Source organism: Malonomonas rubra DSM 5091, from assembly GCF_900142125.1.
GTDB classification, from domain to species: Bacteria; Desulfobacterota; Desulfuromonadia; order Desulfuromonadales; family Geopsychrobacteraceae; genus Malonomonas; species Malonomonas rubra.
In genome coordinates this window covers 15409-33894 of the sequence record NZ_FQZT01000014.1, presented here as the reverse complement: position 1 = coordinate 33894, position 18486 = coordinate 15409, and the positions used below count along the sequence as shown (strand labels likewise).

Sequence of the window (18486 nt, the reverse complement as noted above, 5' to 3'; positions counted from 1 at the left end):
TTTGAATGCTATCAGCCTGTTTTCTAATCTTTTTTTATCGGCCACTGCACCAGCCAGCCGAGTTCCAGTAGACCGAAAAGGCCGATGAGGATTGCTTCGGCAGTATCGTGGCGCAAGCTGGTTGGTTTTTTCCCGCCGAGCTGCTCGATCACCTGACGGGCCAGCCCGTCCGCCTCTCTTTTGGCTTGTGAGCCACTGCGATGCTGGCGTGAATAGAAAAGCCGATTACGCCATTGCTGGGCGTGGATCTGGGTTGTTTCGATGCTGAGTTTGTCGGCTTCCGTTATCCAGAGTTCGGCCAGTGGGCCGCCACCTTCCAGCAATACGTGGGTCGGACGGGGTTGTTCGCGGAGTAGTTTGCCGATGACTTTTTTCAGCTTTGCCGGGGAAGAGAGGTGGTGGGAGCGGTACCAGAGCAGCTCGGCGTTTTCGGAGAAAAGGGCGAGGCCGGTGTGGAGACCGACATCGACGGCTAATAAATGATGGAGTTTTTCGTTGCTCATGGTCGTTTAAAGTTGTGGCTCGAGTGCTCACACTGAGCTTACTTCAAAGTCGGCGGGTTGCGCCCCGCCAGGCGCCTTCCTTTTTGTCAATCGCAACAAAAAGGAAGCAAAAATGCTCTTTTTATCTGTAGAAGATTGAAACCCAGTGGGGTTCATCCGCCTTGCTGCAAATCAACTTACTGTGTACCCTTTCGGTTAAAACCGGCGGGATCGCAGCGAGCAAGCTCGCAATGCGCTGGTGTGCGATTAGCGCTGCCCCAATTTGGGCCCCTTTCAGTTCACAACAGTCACTGGTCATTGGTGAATCGATCCGTTCATTTGGAGTCGAAGACAGTCTCATCGTTTTCTTTGATGTTGCAAAACGTAAGCAGAAACTTACTCCGTAAACTCCTCCTTCGTTTTCTCCACCTGCTCCGCATAGTGCGCCAACAGCGTTCGTCGTGACAGCATATACAGCACCTTTTGTGGATCTTCACTGTCGACCACCGGAATCTCGTCCAGGTTGCGCGCCGTCAGTTTTTTCATGACTTCCGTCAGGTGCTCATCCGGTGTCGCACTGATCACGTTCTTGGTCGCCATGTCGCCAGCAATGACAAGGGTCGGCGGGATATCTTCATTCAAGATCCGCCGGATATCGTTGACCGAGAAAATGCCGGTCATCTGACCATCCTTATTGATGACGGGATAGTAGGCTGTTTTAGCCGAGGCAATCTTGTCGAGAATGTCCGGAAGGGTCATTCCTTCCGGGATCAGGGTCGGTTTGCGCCCCTTTCGCGCCAGCTTGCGAACGGTGATCCCCTCCAGCACATCGATGACGAAATCACCCATGTGGGCTGGCGAATCGAATCTGCCGGCGACCTGTTTTTCGTAGATGCTGTTTTTGCGCATGACGATCATGGCGACGACGCAGACCAGCATCAGCGGGGCGAGCAGGCCGTAGTTGCCGGTCAGCTCGCTGACCATGATCAATGTCGCGATCGGCGCGTTGGCGACTCCGGCGAAGAATCCGGCCATGCCGACCAACACGTAAGCACGCGGGTCCTGGGTCAGGGCGGGGAAGAGAATTTCCGCCGATGCGCCGAAGGCCCCACCGAGCATGGCGCCGATCACCAGCGACGGGGCAAAAACGCCGCCAGAGCCGCCGGAAGAGATTGTCAGGCTGGTGGCGATGATTTTTGCCAGCGCGACCACCAACATGACCCAGAGCGCCATTTTTCCGTACAGGGCGGCCTGCACCCAGCCGTAGCCGGAACCAAGAACCTGCGGGATGAACATGGCAAGCAGGCCGAGGGCCAGACCGCCGATTGCCGGCTTCAGCCAGTTGTCAACCGGCAGCAGTTTGAACAGGTCGCGCACGCCATAAAAGGTTTTGACATAAACCACGCCGAGCAGGGCGCAGCAGACACCGAGCGCAAGATACAGCAGCAGCTCAGCAGGATGATCGAAGCGGAAAAGCGGTGTGTCGAGGAGCGGCTCCCAGCCGGTCACAGCACCAAACAACGAGTAAGCGGTGATCGATGAGATGATGCAGGGGATTAAACCTTCGTGCTCGAACTCCGGATCGCGGTAGAGGACTTCGACGGCGAACAGTGCGCCGCCCAGCGGTGAACGGAAGGTCGCACCGACACCGCCCGCCATACCTGCCAGCAGCAGGATGCGCCGGTCCATGGTCGAGAGCCCCAGCTTGGTGGCGACAAAGGAACCGAAGCCGGCACCGATCTGGGCGATCGGACCCTCGCGGCCAGCTGAGCCACCAGTGCCGATAGTGACGATCGAAGCGATGGTTTTGACAATCGGGACCCGCCCGCGGATGACGCCCCGCTTGCGGTGGAAGGCTTCCAGTGCGCCGTCAGTACCGTGACCCTCCGCTTCCGGGGCGTATTTGTAGACCAGCCAGCCGGAAAAAAGTCCACCGACGGCCGGAACGAGAAACAGGCACCAGCGGTAAGGAGCAGAGAGATCGCCAATAAAGGTCGTGAAGGAGGATTCGGGCGTGCCTTCGAGGGGAGGATGAAATGCACCGATTTTTCCCAGCATCAGGTGTTCAACGCTGTTGGTGGCGAAGTAGAAAAGAAGCGCTCCACAACCGGAGACAATGCCGACAACGGATGCCAAAACCAGCAGGCGGAAGCCGGTTTTGTCGAGAACTTTAAGCAGGCCGCTGATAATCGGCATGGAAAAACCTTAAAAAAATACAGTCATAGTAAAAAACAGGCTTGATTTTTAACAGTTTTGCGCCGGGGGAACAAGGGGGGAATGGCGGCTTATCGCACTTTTTAGTGTGGTTTTTTTGACTCGCGTAACCGGTTCGCTGCCGCCATCAGTTCGTAAAGCCGTGGCATGGCCAGGTGTCCTGCTTTCCACGGCAGCAGGATGTCGAGCCCTTTTTTATCCACATTGGTCAACGCCTGTTCCAGGGTGGCGCGAAGTCCATCAGGCTGCTGCGGGTCATTTTTGAAACTGTCATGCAGCAAGCGGCCGATCGCTTCGGTCTGCCCGGCGTCGACCAGCTGTTCGACTTTCGACAGGTCGATGCGCTTGCGACCGTAGTCGAGCAGTCGTTTCTCCCGCACCTGGATTTTTGCCTCCCTGCCTTCGCGGCCACTGACAGCAAGCGAAACCTGGCGCAGCTTTGCGGGGCGGAGTGATCTTTCGTCGGCAGATTTCGGTGCCGGGCCAGCCAGCCTTTTTGCCTGCGCACTGACATCCTGCAAATGGTAGTTGTCAAGCATGATGACGGTATCGGCAACCGAGAGATAATCACCGGAGCCGCCGCAGACGATGATCGATGAAACCCCTTCCTGCTGATAGAGTTGGCGCACCCGGTGCTGCAGCGGGGTGATCGGTTCCTGCGTGTCCGGCACCAGTTGTTGCATGCGGGCGTCGCGGATCATGAAGTTGGTTGCCGAGGTGTCTTCATCGATCAGCAGGCAGTTGCAGCCGCATTCCAGTGCTTCGATAATATTGGCCGCCTGAGAAGTGCTGCCGCTGGCGTTGTCGGTGGAAAACTGGTCTGTCGCCCGGTTGCCGGGCAGGGTGCCGATGAAAGGGCTGATATCGACCTTGTTGATCACGCGGTGATCTTCGGCGCGGATTTTCACCGCCGATGGGATGGTCGCGACCAGCTCACGACCGTCGCCCGGAACCTGGTTGTAGATGCCCAGTTCCAGCGCCTGCAGCAGGGTCGATTTGCCGTGAAAGCCGCCGCCGACGATCAGGGTGACTCCGGGCGGGATTGCCATGCCAGCGACTGCTCCCCGATTTGGCAGGGTGAAGCTTTTTCGCAAGCTGCCGGGTGAAGCCGTTGGCACCGCGGAGCTCATCGGCCGGTCATCGATGCCGCTGCGGCGAGCGAGCAACGAACCGTCAGCGACAAAGGCGACCGCACCGGCTGCCGTAAGCTGTTCGCGCAGCGCCTGCTGATCTTCCAGCTGCTCGACGTGGCTGCACATCTGCTCGCGATCACGCTCCCGCCAGGTCAGGCCCTCGGCGATTATTTGCGGCAGTTCGTGGAAAAACATCTGCGCCGCCTGTTTCGGCGGAATTGAGCGGCCGGTGCCGGGCAGAGCGAACAGCAGCCGGGCTTCGAGTTGATGGTCATCGACGATCACGGCGTTGCGTCGCAGCACCTGCTGGCCGTTACAGCTGATCGCTATTTCACCGCTGCGGCCGGTGCCTCTTTTGCCTTTGACATGTTTGCTGATTGCTTTGCTGACGCAACGGGCGAGGTAATCTTCCAGCGCCGTCGTGCGGATGCGGCTGCCGTGCATTTTTGCCGGGATGCCGTGTTGCTGCGCGGAAAGCTGTACGCTGATGCGTGACGGCAGGGCGAAAGGGTCTCCCTGCACATGGTCGATACTGAGGCGGAAGTTGCCGAAATCGTACTCGCCCTGCAGCTCTTTGTAGGCTTTGTAACCGCGCCCCTCGACCTTCTGTATTTTGCTCCGCAGCCGTTCCATAAGATCAGCGGTCCAGTCGCGGCACCAGGTACTGGCTGTAAAGCTTCTGCGCCACCTGGTCGGTTTCGCTGCCGGAGAGTTCGGCGAAGGTCAGCAGCGGGTCGGCCAGGGTCAGGCCTTCCGGTTGCCAGCCGGTCCAGCTGCACTGACGGCCGAACGGCTGCAGCAGGGTGATACTGCCTTGCGGATCGGGGGTCAGGTTGAGCTGTAGCATCAGCTTCAGCTGGTGTTCCTGCGGCAGGTAGAAAACCGCGCTTTGTGGTTGAAAACCGCTGACTAAAAGCGACGCGCCCAGCTCGCCGCCGATCAGTATCTGTTTGCTGTTGGGCAGCTGTTTCAGTCGCTCTGTCAGTTGTGCGATGCTGTAGCCGGGGGCGAGTTGGCAACGCTGCAGGGTCAGCTTCGGTCGCAGGGTTTCCAGGTAGCCGAGCTGCCAGCGTTGCAGCAGTTCTTCGATGGCGTGCAGCTGGCGCTCACCCTTTTCACTGCTGACGTTGCCGCGCTTTTCCAGCTCGCCGAACAGGCTGCCGATGGCGCCGAGGGCGATCCCGGCGTCGTCCGCCAGCATGCGATAGGTGGCGTTGACCGCCTGCCGGTTGCGCAGAAACAGGTAGACCAGTTTCAGCCCGGCTGTGCGGAACAGGCGATCGGCTCCCGGCGGTTTCGGTGCATGCTTCTGGCCGCCGATCTCAATATAAAGCGGGAGCTGGTTGAGAAACAGGTTGCCGGCGCAGTCGACGTATTCAATTCCCTGTTGTTTCAGCTGTGCGGCCAGTTTGGGCGAAATGTAGTGGCTGACCAGAAGAGGGTTGGCGTCCTGCGGCGCCGGGCTGGTTTTAATCTGGTGGATGACCAGTTCGGTCAGAGTGGGGGTGAGCTTCGGGACAACTTTCAGGTAGTAGTAATATTCACCCCAGGGGCCGGAGAGGCGAAAGGTGCCAGCAAAAGGTCCGCCCACTTTCTTCAGCATGAACTCGATTTTGCTTTGCGGCAGGTTGCGGATCGCTTTCATGCTGTCGTAAATGATTTGCTCGTCATTCAGCAGTTTCTGTCGAGACATTTCCTTCTTTCCTTATTTTTTTGTTCATCAATAGTAAATTGTTCACAAATTGTTTGTTCTGTTTGAATTGAACAAAACGTTTCTGCGTTTGTCAAGCCCGAGGCATGGGTATTTTCCGGCATCCGGCTGTTGGCAAAGTGACAGTTTTGTTATCAAGAAAGCTGTTTGCGGTTGACAGTATTCTTGTTTGTCAATATTCTTCTAAAGATATTCTAATGGAGGTTTGTTTATGCGTACTGGTCTCACCTGTGCCTTTGTTTGCCTGTCCCTGTTTTTTTCCGCGGCCGTATTTGCCGAGCAACCTGTTGTCGCCAAGCGGATTACTTCTGCGCCGCAGATCGATGGTCATGCTGATGAATCGTTCTGGCAGCAGATCGCACCGGTAACGGTTAACGATGTGGTGGCCAAGATTCCGCTGCAGCTTAAAGCGGCCCACGATGGCGAGCATCTCTATTTTCTGGTTGAGTTCCCGGATGCCGATGAGAGTCGCCTGCATCGGGCGTTGGTCTGGAAGCCGGAGCTGAACAGCTACCAGAACGGGCCGACGCGAGAAGACTCTTTCGTCTTGAAATGGGCAATGTCGGGGCAGGACGCTGATTTGACCCTGTCCTCCGATCGCCCTTACCGGGCCGATGTCTGGTACTGGAAAGCGCATCGCACCGATCATGCAGGCTACGCTGACGACAAGATTCAGCACTACACCACCAGTCGCAGCAAGAAATCCCTGCTGCTGTTGTCGAAATCGGGCAAGGTTTTTTACCTGCTGCGCAACGGCGACAAGGGCAGCTCCGCCTATAAACCGAAATTGCAGGCCGCTTACACGGAAAATCAGGTCGCTAAATATGATCTTGTCGAACCGGGCGGAAGCCGTGCTGATGTGCGCGCTAAGGGATACTGGCAGGACGGCCGCTGGACCATTGAATTCGCTCGCAAGCTGCAGACCGGCAATGATGACGATCTGCAGATGAACCTGGATGGGCAGTACCTTTTCGGGGTCAGTCGCTACGAAATAGCCGGGCGGCAACCGGAACCTGAAACAGAAAGTGACGTGCCGCTGTTCGGCTCTGGTGAAGTTGGTGAACTTCTGCGCTTGAGCTTCCAGCCCTGATCGAGTTTAGATGTCTTTTCGCGCCATAAAAAATCTCGGACTGGCGCTGCTGCTCGGTGTTCAACTGGTGCTGGCAGCGCTGGCCTATCTGCAGATTGAAAACAAGCAGCAGGAGATCGATCAGCTTGCGACGGAGGTTGTTGCGCGCTTCGAAACCCTGGAGCGGGTCGATCGTACGCTCACCGCTTCATCCAACTTTTTTTTTACGATGTCACTGAAGGTTATATCTCGATAGACAGCTTGCTCTCGGTTTGTGAGCAGGCGGCTATAATTTCTACCAAGCTGCTGCAGATCAATGCCGGCTCCCCGCGACTCAACCAGATGGAGCAGCTTGCCGACAGCTTTCCCAGGTTGAAAATCGCCCTCGCGTTTTATGCCGAAGCGGACAGGCTGTTTTCTTCAGACCGACAGATTCTGGCCGATATGGTGCAGAGCCAGCTGTCGACAATCCTCAGTCAGATGATGTCTCTCCAGCTCGACTCCGGCCTGATGGCCCTGCCGGCAAATCAGAACCTGTTGAAGGTTCTGGAAGAGTTGGCTCATGTGCTAGATGATCAGTTCCGTCAGGTTGAGCAGATCGCGGTGCATCAGCCCCAGACCATTGTCCGCATCCTGGATAGCGCAACAGACGACCTTGACCTTCTGGAGACGATGAACGAAACCCTAGGTCACGCTGAGGTCGCTGCCGAGTTCAAGCGTCTGCGGGATGATATTCGTCTGCTGAAACTGAACCTGCTGGGGATTTACAATGTCTGGTCGTTCGATCCGAATCTCTCCTATCTCGGCGATGAGATCAAGAAGCTGAGTGAAGCGTGGGACCGGATTCAGTTCAACCTGAACGTCATCATCGATGACGAGAGTGAACGATTCGAAAACCAGCGCCAGCAGATGCGAGCAGATGCCGATGCGGCGAAGAGGCGTTTTACCATCCTTCTGGGAGCAGGCCTGCTGTTTGCGGTTTTGCTCGCCATGCTGCTGAGCCGGGCCCTGCGGAAACGCCTGGAAGTATTGGCTGCAGGGATGAAGCGTTACGCCGATGGCCACTGGAATGAACGACTCGATGTTGCCAGGGATGCCGACCTGTCTTTGCTGAGCGAGGCTTTTAACGAAATGGCGAGCCAGCTGCAGTGCAAGGATGAGGAGCTGAACCAGAGCATCGAAAGCCTGGTAGAAAGCCAGACGAAACTGCAAATGGCGCACAGCACCCTCGAGGTGCGGGTCGAAGAGCGAACGCAGGAACTGCAGGCCGCCAACGAACAGCTCCTGCTGATGGGCAAGGTTTTCGATCATGCAAAAGAGGGAATCCTGGTGTTCGACTCTGCCGGGGCAGTGGTCAAGGTTAACCCTGAATTCTGCCGCATGACCGGTTTTGCTGCCGAGAGAATTCTCGGTAAACGGCCTGATATGTTCAGGCCGAAGGCCACCATCCCGTTTTCACGTGACATCCGCGAGAGCTTGCGTCTGCTCGGCAGCTGGGACGGTGAGCTGTCTCTGAATGATCCGCTCGGAAATGTGATTCCGGTGCTGGTGTCGATATCGCGATACACGTACGAAGACGGTTCCCTGGCCGGTCACATTGCGGTTTATCATGATATCCGCGAGCTGAAGAAGAAGGAAGAAACGATTCGCTACCAGGCTTACCATGATGCCCTGACCGGATTGCCGAATCGTTTGCTGCTGGCCGATCGACTGGAAATTGCCATCGCCAAGGCAAGACGCTACAAGCATTCTGTCGGTATTCTGTTTCTCGATCTGGATAATTTTAAAAAGGTCAATGACAGCTTTGGCCATGCCTTTGGCGATAAGCTGCTGGAGCGGGTTGCCGAGATTCTGCGCAACATATTCCGCAGCGAAGACACCATCAGCCGGATTGGTGGCGATGAATTTGTCATCGCGCTTGGTGAAGTGCAGGATCGGGCCTGTATTCATATGCTGGCGGAGCGGGTGCTGGAACAGGTGTCGTGTGCGCATGTCATCGATGGGCGGGAAATCCATACCGGCGTCAGCATCGGTATGGCAACCTACCCCGAAAATGGTGAGACGGTTGACGATCTGCTGAAAAACGCCGACATCGCCATGTACTCGGCTAAAGAGCATGGCAAAAATGTGATTCACGCCTTCACCCAGAGCATGGACGAAAAAACCCGCCAGCGGCTGGCGCTGGAAGAGGCGCTCTGGAAGGCGCTGGAGCGGGAGGAGTTCGAGCTTTACCTGCAGCCGCAGCTGAGTATCGATGGCCGCTGCCTGACAGGTGCGGAGTGCCTGGTGCGCTGGAACCACCCGCAGCGCGGGCTGGTGCCGCCCTTTGAGTTTATCCCGCTGTGCGAAGAGACCGGCCTGATTCTGCCGCTGGGGAAGTGGATTCTGCAGACCGCCTGTCGCTTGGCGGCCGATTTCGCCCAGCGTTTTCAGCTGGCCGATTTCCGGGTGTATGTCAATGTTTCGCCGAAGCAGTTTGCGGATAAGAACTTTCTGTCAATTCTGCTGGGAATTTTGCAGGAGACCGGGCTCGATCCGCAGTTTCTTGGGGTTGAGATTACCGAGAGCTCGATGATGACAGATGTTGACTATGCCCGCGCCCTGATCGAAGAACTGAGCGCCCTCGGCATTGCCATCGCCATCGATGATTTCGGCACCGGTTACTCTTCTTTGACCCAGTTGAAGAATTTCCCCATCCAGATCCTGAAGATCGATCGCAGCTTCGTTATGGATCTGCCGGGAGATCAGAGCGACGAAAAAATCGTTGAGACCATCATCGGAATGGCGGGGCAGCTGGAAATCGATACCGTTGCCGAAGGGGTGGAAACTGCGGCGCAGCGGACGTTCCTGCAGCAGCTCGGCTGCCGTAAAGTTCAGGGCTACCTCTACAGCAAGCCGTTGCCTGTGGCAGATTTTATCGACTTTGTCGAGCAGGAAGACGGTTGGGAGAGCGGCTGTTGATCTTTGCCTGATGGCTTCGCTTTACAGCAACGTGCAGAAATTGAAAGGGCCGGTCTCCCTGTGGGGAGCCGGCCCTTTATACTTTGTTTGGCTGGTGCAGCTAGGCGTTCACCAGCGGTAGCAGCAGGGTGACGGTGGTGCCGCTGTTCGGCTGGCTTTCCACCTGGATGCTGCCCTGGTGGCTTTCGATGATCTGCTGGACGATGCTCATGCCGATACCGATGCCAACCTTCGGCGCGGTGTTATTGTCACTGCGATAGAATTTGTCGAAAATCCTTTCCAGCTGGAACTGTGACATGCCGATCCCCTGGTCGATGATTTTGACCTCGTAGTCGTTGTTTTCGACCCGGCCGACGATTTTTATCGGACTGGTTTCCGGTGAGAATTTGATCGCATTGCTCAGCAGGTTCTCCATCACTTTCTGCATCTGCCGCTCGTCCAGCATGACCTGCATCTCTCCCGTCGATTCCAGCTCGACCTCGAACCTGCGGTTGCTGTTGAGGTTCTGGGTTTGCCGGACGATTTTTTCCAGCAGCGGCTTGGGGTCGAGCGCTTGCTGCTCCAGGGGAATCTGCTGCCCGGACTCCAAACGGCTGATGTTGTGCAGATCGTCGATGATTTTTGCCAGCGATTCAGAGCGGCTGAGGATCTCTTCAACGAAATCGCGCTTCTGGTCGTAGCTGAAGTTGCCTTCGATTTCGCGGTCGAGCAGCAGCTCGCTGTAGCCGACGATCGACGTCAGAGGCGAAGTCAGCTCGTTGGCGGCGGTGTTGAAGAACTCGTTCTTGATCTGTTCCAGCGCCCGCTCGCGGGTGACATCGCGCAGCATCGAAACCATACCGGTGTGCGAACCGCGGTGGTCAAGCACCGGCGAACTGTGGACCTGGACGATGCGGCACTTGGAGTTGTTATCGGCCGGGATGGAGATGTCGAATGGCCGCATCTGGCAGGACGTGGAGGCCTCGGGCAACGCCTGAAGCAGGCGCTGGAAGTTGGGGCTTTCCTGGTCGCCGAGCAGCTCTTCGGCCGGCTGGTTATGCATCAGCACGCGGCCTGAAAGGTTGGTGACGATCAGTCCGTCGGCGACCGATTTGAGCAGAGCGTCGATGCGGCGATGAGCATCTTCCGCTTCACGCAGGGCGTGTTCGCGGGCGATGCGCGCGTTGACCAGCTCATCGATGTTCTTCATGATGCCGACAATGCCCATTTCAATATTGCGGCCGGGAACTGGTGAGCTGGAGAAGAGTACGGCGATGCGCTTGCCGTTGCAGCCTTCAACGTAGGTTTCCACGTTGTTCACCCGTTTGCGCAGCAGGGCCGAAGCGAAACTGGCCTCCGTCAGCAATTCAGGCGGGTCGGGGAAAAGGTCGGCCAGAGGTTTGCCGATCAGGTTACGTTCTTCGCAGCCAAGCAGTTCCATGGTGGCGTGGTTGACCTGTTTGATATGGCCCTGCTGGTCGGCAATCAGCAACGGGTCGATGATCGATTCCTGGATCTGCTGCAGCGACTCCTGCGAGTTGCGGTGGCGCGCCAGGTCCTGTGTCATGGTGTTGATCGCTTCGCCCAGCTTTTCGAAATCCTGGTCCTGGTACAGCTCGACATGGTGATCGTAGTCGCCGGCGCCGATCTTTTCGATGTGATCAACCAGCAGCTCGATGTTGCGGGTCAGGTGCCGTACCAGCCGGGTGGAGAGGCCAACGCTGAGCAGGGTGACCATCAGGCAGGTCAGGCCCGCCATTATTTTCAGATTCTGCAGCTCGTTGGAGAAGACGCTGTAAGGCAGGGCGGAAACCACCTGCCACGAGGTGTGCTCGACCGGCTGCGCAGCGATGAACATGTCTTCGCCGAGGAAAAGGAAGCGCCCCGGTTCTTCCGGGATCGGTGAACTCAGTTTTTTGAACAGCGGTCCTTCGTTCTCGCTCAGCAGCACCTGACGTTCGTCAACCAGGCTGATATATCCCTGCTCCCTGTGGATCGGGATCGCTTTCATGATCTCTTGCAGCTCTGCCGTCGGGATGGTGATCAGCAGGGTGCCGAAAAACTCATCACCGAAATAGCCGACCTTACTGATCGCCAGCTGCAGCGAAGGATGGTCGAAGCCGGGTGCCGAGCGGGTCAGGCCGATCTGCACCTTGTTCGGTTCAGCCACCGCCGCTTTGACCAGCGGGTTTTTTTTCAGGTCGAAAAAGTATTCCGAAGGGCGGCTGTTGACCAGCCGGACCGTCTCGTTATTGTCTTTATCGAGGTAGCTGATCAGCGGGAAACTGTCGCTTAAGTTGGAAAAGTGGCGAACGAACAGCTCTTCCAGTGGCAGGTCGCCGTACTTTTGGTGGAAACCTTCAAGGTCAAGGCTTTCCAGTTGCTCGGAGAGGTTCTGCAGGTAAATGCTGATATCTTTGGACGCTTCGCGCGAGACATGCTGCAGCCCCTGTTGCTGTAGCTTGAAGACAACAGGAATAAACAGGGAGTAGCTGAGCGCACCAAGAAAGATCGTGGTTGCCAGAACAGTGGCACACTGCAGAATGAGAAGTCTGTGACGAATGCTGAACATAGAAAATCAGGGCTTTCGTTTTTATTTGTCTGCAGCCGGAACGGCTCCAAGTTTTACCATGATCGCTTTTGCTTCCTCGCCGAACAGGAAATCGAGAAAGGCTTTGGTCGTTCCGGTCGGTGTTCCTTTCCAGACGATGCCGAGGGGCACCACTAGCGGGTAGCTGCCCTGCTGGACATTGCTGTTGGTCGCTTCGGTGCCGTCGAATTTCAGCATCGTCAGGTTGCCTTTGTGTACCTGTGATTTCGGCAGGTAGCCGAAGCTGTACGGATAGCGGTTCAGGGTGTCATAGGCTTCCGGGGTACTGTAAATGGTCCGCCCGGCCGGGTTGGCAATCTCGTTGATCTGCGGGATCACCCGCTCCAGTACCGATTTGGAAGAATCTCCCTCTTCCCGGTTGGCAATGTAGATTTTGTTGTCCGGGCAGTTGCCAAGTTGGCTCCAGTTGTTGATTTCCCCCCTGAGGATGGCGAGAAAATTTTCCGTTGAAATGTCTTCGAAGCATTGCTCCGGCAGGTTGGCGACAAAGACGACCGGGGCGTAAGCGAAAGTCCGATACTTCAAGCCTTCAGCCTGTTCTTTCGGTTTTAATGGCCGGGCGATGCGCGCCAGTTCAGTGCGGTCGGCCTGCAGCAGTTTGATGCCGCCGCCGCTGCCGACACTGTTCGGGACAAGGATTTTACTTTGTGGATTGTTGTGCTCAAAAGCTTGGGCAATCTGCCGCAGCAGGTGCTGGCTGTCACCCGTGCCAGAGACCGTGATGGTGTCAGCGAATGCAAAAGACGAATACGAAGCAATCAACAGGCAGCCGAGCAGCAGGCTACGAAGGAAGAAAAATGCAGCAAATTTCACAGTGAAAAGCTCCCTGGGAAAGTTGGTTGTTTTTAAGGGTAATCATGGCTTTATGTGGGGGGACTGTCAAGCGAGATTTGCCTGTATTTATGATTTAAATGGTCGGAAAAGTTTGCTTGAGAAATTCACGCTCTGCTCCACAATCTGGCAGTTGCCATATCAGTTCGTAATTCTCCGTCGCTGAAAAGACCAAATAGTCTTTTGTTTTATTTCGGTTTTTGCCCATTTTTCTTGCCGAAAAGCCAATAAATGCCAAAGATCGCTTTGCAGTTTTGCGAAAGATGTGAAAAGTCTATTGAAAACAGTTGGTTCCAATTTTAAGCCATTGTGTTTTGTTGTCAAGGGGCGTTCTTTTCTCGCGCGATTGCAAAAAATGAGAAGAGATCTCGTTTGTCATTTAGAAGCATTAAGTACTTGTTAAATCAGAGTCTTGAGCCTTTTGTTCGAATTTTTAGAACGTTGGTATATTCATTGCTTTGAATGTTCCTTGAATTTTAAAAAACTGTCCTGTTGGCGGATCGGCATTGGGCTGCTTTCTAACAGGGTGTGATGAATAAAGCCAAGGAGACACAGATGCGGGCAACCATCAATGGCGTACAGATCGGTTATGACGATTATGGTCAGGGTCCAACAGTTCTTTTCATTCACGATTGTCCGTTGAACCGTAGAATGTGGCAGCCACAGGTCGAGCCGCTGGTCAACGCTGGTTATCGTGTGGTTCTGGTCGACCTGCGGGGTTTCGGCGAGAGTGAGCTGGAGTCGGAAGAGGTTGCGATTCACACCTACAGTGCCGATATCGTCGGCCTGCTGAACTATCTCGGTATCGGCCGTGCCGTGGTTTGCGGGTTAGCGCTCGGTGGGACCGTGTTGTTTGATCTGATGGAGAACTATCCGAAGCGGATTGCTGGAGCCTGCCTGGCAACCAGTCGTCCGGTATCGGATGATATCCAGGAAACCGCCAAGCGGACCGAACTGATTTCGGCCCTGCAGAGCGGCAAGGAAGATCAGGTAAAAGAAGAGATGTTCTGCATGCTGATCGCCGGTCAGGAGAAATCGCTGCCAGCGACGATCAAGGACGAAGTGCGGGGTTGGATCAAGGGCCTGAAAGGAAAGACACTTGATGTCGCTCTTAAGGCAATCGGTCAGCGCAAAGATTATACTCCGCTGCTCAAGGGGGTGAAGATTCCGACCCTGTTGGTGGGTGCCGACCAGGATCCGATTACGCATCACAACCACACTGACCTGATGGCTGAGCAGCTGCCGAACTGCTACAAGGCGGTCAAGTTGAGCGGCGGCCACTTTGTCAATATGGAGCGAGCTGCTGAGTTCAACGCGCTGTTTCTCGAGTTTCTCGAAAACCTCTCGCCCAAGCGTAAAATGCTGGTCGATGTTGACGAAGAGGAGGAAATCGATTTCTGCGCCGTGATGTAAATATCAGATCGACTCAGTTTGAGAGGAGCGGGCGGCCGGTAAGGCCGTCCGCTTTTTTTGTGCGGAGTATTATGAAAAGTTTTTGAGCTATAAGGAAAACTTTCTTCAACATAAATATTAATGTGAAAAACCCACGGGCTTTACTGTTGCTTTAGCAGTGGGGCATCCCTTAGAATGCTCGTGCTTTTCTTTTGCATTTCAATGAGAAACTCAGATGTTGATCAAACAGAAAGTCCTGCTGACAACTTTGGCTCTTTTTATCGTCCCGGTTTTTGCTATCGGGGCGATTTCCTATTTTCTGGCGGAAAACTTTCTCTTGAAGAGCCGCCAGGATTCTCTCGAAGTTGTAGCCCAGATGAAGGCGCGCAAGATCGAGGATTTCATTCAGCAGAAAACCTGCAGCTACTATGAGATCCGCAAGTCGGAAAATGTCCAGCATTATCTCAAGCGCTACCGCGACGCGCTTGTTTCCGGTGACCGGGCAGTTCTCGCTAACACACAGCTGTCCTTCGATCGCGCCATGGGACCTTTCCAGGAAATTGCCGGGCTCGATGGTATCTTCCTTACCGATGCCGCAGGCGAAATTTTCTACCAGAGTAACCCTTATCATCGCGACACAGGTTTACATGATGACCTGCCGCTGCATGGAATCGACCTGCAGGAAATTATCGAGAGCCGCATGAGCCGGGTGGTTTTCGTACAGAGTGACCATGAGCAGGGGGAGGACAGCTTTTTTCTGATTGGTCCGATTATCTCGAAGCAGTCAGAATTTCTCGCTCTGATGGTTTTCGAGGTTGGTATGACCTCGATCTACACCGAAATCGACAGTTCGACCGGCCTTGGGCAGACAGGGAAAACAACGCTCGGGAAAAAAATTGATGAAACCCATTTTGTCCACCTGACCTCTTTTGTTCGTGGTCAGGAAACAGCACGCCGCACCGCTGTGGAGTTTATCGAAACAGAGGAGTTGATGCCGATGCAGGAGGCGGTTCTTGGTCGCAGCGGAACCGGTATCTGGAAGAACTGCGAAGGGGTCGAGATTATCGCTTCCTGGGCTTATCTGCCAAAGCTCGACCTTGGGCTGGTGGCGAAAATTGATCTGGATGAAGCTTTTGCTTCCATCGATCTTTTTAAAAAATTCACGGTCGGACTGATCCTCGGCATGGTGAGCCTCGGTCTGCTCATCGGGCTGAAGGTTGCCAAGTCGGCTGCCGCGCCGATTCTGCAATTGCAGGAAGGGACGGACCTGGTCGGGCAGGGAAACTTCTATCACCGGCTGCCTGTTGAGCGTAAAGATGAGTTCGGTAGCCTGGCGCAGGCGTTTAACAATATGACCGAAAACCTGTTGCGGGTGACAGCTTCGCGCGACCAGTTGAACACAGAAATTGCCGAGCGGATTGAAGTCGAGGAGCGCCTGTCGGAGAGCGAGAAGCGGCTACGCGACCTGTTTGACAATGCGAATGACCTGATCCACAGTGCCACCTCTGATGGCGAGATTCTGTTCGTCAACCGGGCCTGGCGGGACACTCTCGGCTACAGCCCCGAGGAGATCTCTTCGCTGAATATCTTCGATGTTATCCACCCCGATTACCATGAAAGCTGTTCCGCTTTCTTTGGCAACTCTTCCCCGGCGAGTCCGGCAGCAGCGATAGAGACGGCTTTTGTTACCAAGGATGGCCGTCGCATTGAGCTGGAAGGGAATGTCAGCTTTCAGTTCAAAGATGGTTTGCCCATTGCCTCGCGTGGGATTTTCCGCGATACGACTGACCGCAAGGAAGCTGAGAAAGCGGTTGAGTCTGAGCGCAAGTTTTTGCAGAGCGTCATCGATGGCGTTGACGATCCACTCTATGTTATTGCGAACGATTACCGGGTTCTGCTGATGAACCGGGTGGCACAGGGAATGCTGCGCGAAGATGCGCGGGATGCGCGCAACCTGACCTGTCACCTGGCTTCACACAATAGCAAGCAGCCCTGCCATGGCACCGATCATCCCTGCCCGCTGGAGCAGGTCAAGCAGACTGGGCGTTCCGTGACGGTTGTCCATACGCATATTATGAAAGACGGCGAAGAGCGGGTCTTCGAGCTTGTCGCCTCGCCGCTGAAAGATGAGCAGGGGCGCCTGCGTGGAATTATTGAATCATCGCGTGATGTCACGGAAAAACGCAAAGCTGAGATCGCTCTGCACGAAAACGAGAAGCGCCTCAATTTCCTCGCCCATCATGATCCTTTGACTCGCCTCGCCAACCGGGTGCTGTTCAACGAGAGGCTGGCGCAGGCGTTGGCGAAAGCTCGCCGCTCCAAGCAGCAGGTGGCGTTGCTGTTTCTCGACCTCGATCGCTTTAAGAATATCAACGATTCCCTCGGCCATGCTTTCGGAGACCAAGTGCTGAAAACTGTGGCCGAACGGCTTGACCTGTTGGTTCGTTCGACCGATACCGTGGCCCGCCTCGGAGGCGATGAATTCCTGGTGATCGCGGAAAATATTGACGGACCACAGTCGGCGGCAAACCTGGCGCAGAAGGTTCTCGATGCCTTCCAGGCCCCGGTCGTGATCCAGACGCAGGAATTGGCTGTTACCGCGAGCGTCGGCATCAGCCTGTTTCCGACTGACGGTCGCGACAGCGAAGAGCTGCTTAAATGTGCTGATGTCGCCATGTACGGGTCAAAGAAGAGTGGTGGTAACAGTTTCCAGTTCTACACTCCGGATATGAACGCCCACACCCACGACCTGTTGATGCTGGAGCGGGACATCGCCCGGGCTGTCAAAGAAAACCAGTTCGCAATCTACTACCAGCCGCAGCTCGATCTGCAGTCGGGTAAATTGATCGGGGTTGAAGCCCTGGTGCGCTGGCAGCATCCGGAAAAAGGGTTGCTCAACCCGCTCGATTTTATCCCGCTGGCAGAAGAAACTGGTCTTATTGTCGCGCTTGGCAAGTGGATTCTGCAGGCCAGCTGCCATCAGGCCAAGCAGTGGTGCGATGCCGGTTACGATCCGGGCCGGATCTGTGTCAATATTTCCGGCCGCCAGTTCAGACATGGAACCCTGGTCAGCCTGATCGATGAAACCCTGACAGACAGTGGCTTGAACCCGGAAATGCTGGAACTGGAAATTACCGAGAGCGTGATCATGGAAGATGTCGAGGAGACCTTCCAGACCTTCGCCGCGCTGCAGGACCGGAAGATTGGCCTCGCGGTCGATGATTTCGGTACCGGCTACTCATCGCTGAACTATTTGCGCCGCTTCCCGATCTCCAAGTTCAAGATTGATCGCTCTTTTATCCAAGACATAACCCATGATAGCAACGATGCAGCTATTGCCAACACGGTGATTGCGCTGGCGAAGAGTCTTAACGTTGCCGTTATCGCCGAAGGAATTGAAACTGAAGCGCAACTTGAAATGCTCCTCGGCATGGGCTGCAGGCAGGGACAGGGCTTCTTTTTCAGTGAACCACTGAATGCGCAGGATATGGAGAAATTTCTTGCTGGAGATTTCTCCTGCCAGCAGCTTTTAGCGCAGGCACGGGCGAATAGCACCAGCAGTTTCTAAAAAAGAAGTTTGTACTAGAACAACAAAGGAGCCGCTTGCATGTGCAGGCGGCTCCTTTGTTGTTTGAGATCAGCGGATGGAATAATCACAGACGCGCCAGAGGCCATCGACCCGATGCAGAAGGATCACCTCGGCCGCCTTGGCTTTGCGTTCGGCTCGAGATTCGAAATAGATCATGCGGTATTCGTCATCGGGAAAGTGTGCCGGACTGGTTGCTGTGCGCAGTTTTTTTACTTCTCGCTCAAGTACTTTGCCGAGGATTCTTTGCGTGCGGTCAGCTTTGTCGATCCATTGCTCTGCAGAGGTCATCAACTGCAGCAATGGCGATCCCATCCAGTAGGCCGCCTGGAAATTGCCGTCGTCTATAGTTGCAGTAAAGGAGAGGGCTGCCGATAAAGCCTGATCATCGACATCATCAGCAAAACTGGGGATGCAGAGAATGACGAGCAGGCAGAGGGAGTAGAATATTTTTGGGAACAGCTTTCCATTTAACATGATCGCCAGTTTACCTGGCAAACCTGACACAAATCTGACC

The 18486-nt window shown here is 55.2% G+C and carries 12 protein-coding genes; 5 read left to right on the top strand and 7 right to left on the bottom strand.

Annotated elements, in window-relative coordinates:
* Positions 1-23: 23 nt before the first annotated feature.
* The 4 genes from BUB13_RS15015 to BUB13_RS14995 all read right to left on the bottom strand — a co-directional run bounded on the left by BUB13_RS15015 (position 24) and on the right by BUB13_RS14995 (position 5522).
* On the bottom strand, positions 24-503 hold the full coding sequence (locus BUB13_RS15015; RefSeq protein ID WP_072909588.1) for a RuvC family protein: 480 nt from the start codon (positions 501-503) through the stop codon (positions 24-26).
* A gap of 375 nt (positions 504-878) precedes the next feature.
* Complete coding sequence (locus BUB13_RS15005; RefSeq protein WP_072909586.1) at positions 879-2678, bottom strand: chloride channel protein; 1800 nt, start codon at positions 2676-2678, stop codon at positions 879-881.
* A gap of 101 nt (positions 2679-2779) precedes the next feature.
* Positions 2780-4462, bottom strand: a complete 1683-nt coding sequence (locus BUB13_RS15000) for an ABC-ATPase domain-containing protein (RefSeq protein WP_072909585.1) — start codon at positions 4460-4462, stop codon at positions 2780-2782.
* 4 nt (positions 4463-4466) lie between these two features.
* A complete protein-coding gene (locus tag BUB13_RS14995; RefSeq protein WP_072909584.1) occupies positions 4467-5522 on the bottom strand; it encodes a type IV toxin-antitoxin system AbiEi family antitoxin in 1056 nt (351 codons plus the stop codon).
* Positions 5523-5751: 229 nt separating this feature from the next.
* On the opposite strand from BUB13_RS14995, the gene BUB13_RS14990 reads away from it, so the two are divergent.
* From BUB13_RS14990 to BUB13_RS14980, 3 genes are read left to right on the top strand one after another with little or no spacing between them, the layout of a single operon-like run.
* Complete coding sequence (locus tag BUB13_RS14990; protein ID WP_072909583.1) at positions 5752-6630, top strand: ethylbenzene dehydrogenase-related protein; 879 nt, start codon at positions 5752-5754, stop codon at positions 6628-6630.
* A gap of 10 nt (positions 6631-6640) precedes the next feature.
* Positions 6641-6865, top strand: coding sequence for a hypothetical protein (locus tag BUB13_RS14985; RefSeq protein ID WP_072909582.1), 225 nt, complete (start codon positions 6641-6643; stop codon positions 6863-6865).
* A gap of 5 nt (positions 6866-6870) precedes the next feature.
* A complete protein-coding gene (locus BUB13_RS14980; protein WP_072909581.1) occupies positions 6871-9570 on the top strand; it encodes an EAL domain-containing protein in 2700 nt (899 codons plus the stop codon).
* 100 nt (positions 9571-9670) lie between these two features.
* Here the strand turns inward: BUB13_RS14980 and BUB13_RS14975 are convergent, their stop codons facing one another.
* Together BUB13_RS14975 and BUB13_RS14970 are read right to left on the bottom strand one after the other, a co-directional pair.
* Complete coding sequence (locus BUB13_RS14975; RefSeq protein ID WP_072909580.1) at positions 9671-12121, bottom strand: ATP-binding protein; 2451 nt, start codon at positions 12119-12121, stop codon at positions 9671-9673.
* Between the two features lie 21 nt (positions 12122-12142).
* Positions 12143-12973: a substrate-binding domain-containing protein gene (locus tag BUB13_RS14970; RefSeq protein ID WP_072909579.1), complete on the bottom strand. Its 831-nt coding sequence runs from the start codon at positions 12971-12973 to the stop codon at positions 12143-12145.
* A gap of 573 nt (positions 12974-13546) precedes the next feature.
* Between BUB13_RS14970 and BUB13_RS14965 the strand changes: the two genes are divergently transcribed.
* Entirely contained in the window at positions 13547-14404 is an 858-nt protein-coding gene (locus tag BUB13_RS14965) for an alpha/beta fold hydrolase (protein ID WP_072909578.1), read from the top strand.
* A gap of 214 nt (positions 14405-14618) precedes the next feature.
* On the top strand, positions 14619-17951 hold the full coding sequence (locus tag BUB13_RS14960; RefSeq protein WP_072909577.1) for an EAL domain-containing protein: 3333 nt from the start codon (positions 14619-14621) through the stop codon (positions 17949-17951).
* 69 nt (positions 17952-18020) lie between these two features.
* Here the strand turns inward: BUB13_RS14960 and BUB13_RS14955 are convergent, their stop codons facing one another.
* On the bottom strand, positions 18021-18476 hold the full coding sequence (locus BUB13_RS14955; RefSeq protein WP_072909576.1) for a DUF4019 domain-containing protein: 456 nt from the start codon (positions 18474-18476) through the stop codon (positions 18021-18023).
* Positions 18477-18486: the final 10 nt, after the last annotated feature.

What these genes read in the sequence shown, in the direction of transcription:
- BUB13_RS14960 (WP_072909577.1), top strand. Translation starts at nt 14,619, where the DNA reads ATGTTGATCAAACAGAAAGTCCTGCTGACAACTTTGGCTCTTTTTATC.
- BUB13_RS15005 (WP_072909586.1), bottom strand. Translation starts at nt 2,678, where the DNA reads ATGCCGATTATCAGCGGCCTGCTTAAAGTTCTCGACAAAACCGGCTTC.
- BUB13_RS15000 (WP_072909585.1), bottom strand. Translation starts at nt 4,462, where the DNA reads ATGGAACGGCTGCGGAGCAAAATACAGAAGGTCGAGGGGCGCGGTTAC.
- BUB13_RS14985 (WP_072909582.1), top strand. Translation starts at nt 6,641, where the DNA reads ATGTCTTTTCGCGCCATAAAAAATCTCGGACTGGCGCTGCTGCTCGGT.
- BUB13_RS14995 (WP_072909584.1), bottom strand. Translation starts at nt 5,522, where the DNA reads ATGTCTCGACAGAAACTGCTGAATGACGAGCAAATCATTTACGACAGC.
- BUB13_RS14990 (WP_072909583.1), top strand. Translation starts at nt 5,752, where the DNA reads ATGCGTACTGGTCTCACCTGTGCCTTTGTTTGCCTGTCCCTGTTTTTT.
- BUB13_RS14975 (WP_072909580.1), bottom strand. Translation starts at nt 12,121, where the DNA reads ATGTTCAGCATTCGTCACAGACTTCTCATTCTGCAGTGTGCCACTGTT.
- BUB13_RS14965 (WP_072909578.1), top strand. Translation starts at nt 13,547, where the DNA reads ATGCGGGCAACCATCAATGGCGTACAGATCGGTTATGACGATTATGGT.
- BUB13_RS15015 (WP_072909588.1), bottom strand. Translation starts at nt 503, where the DNA reads ATGAGCAACGAAAAACTCCATCATTTATTAGCCGTCGATGTCGGTCTC.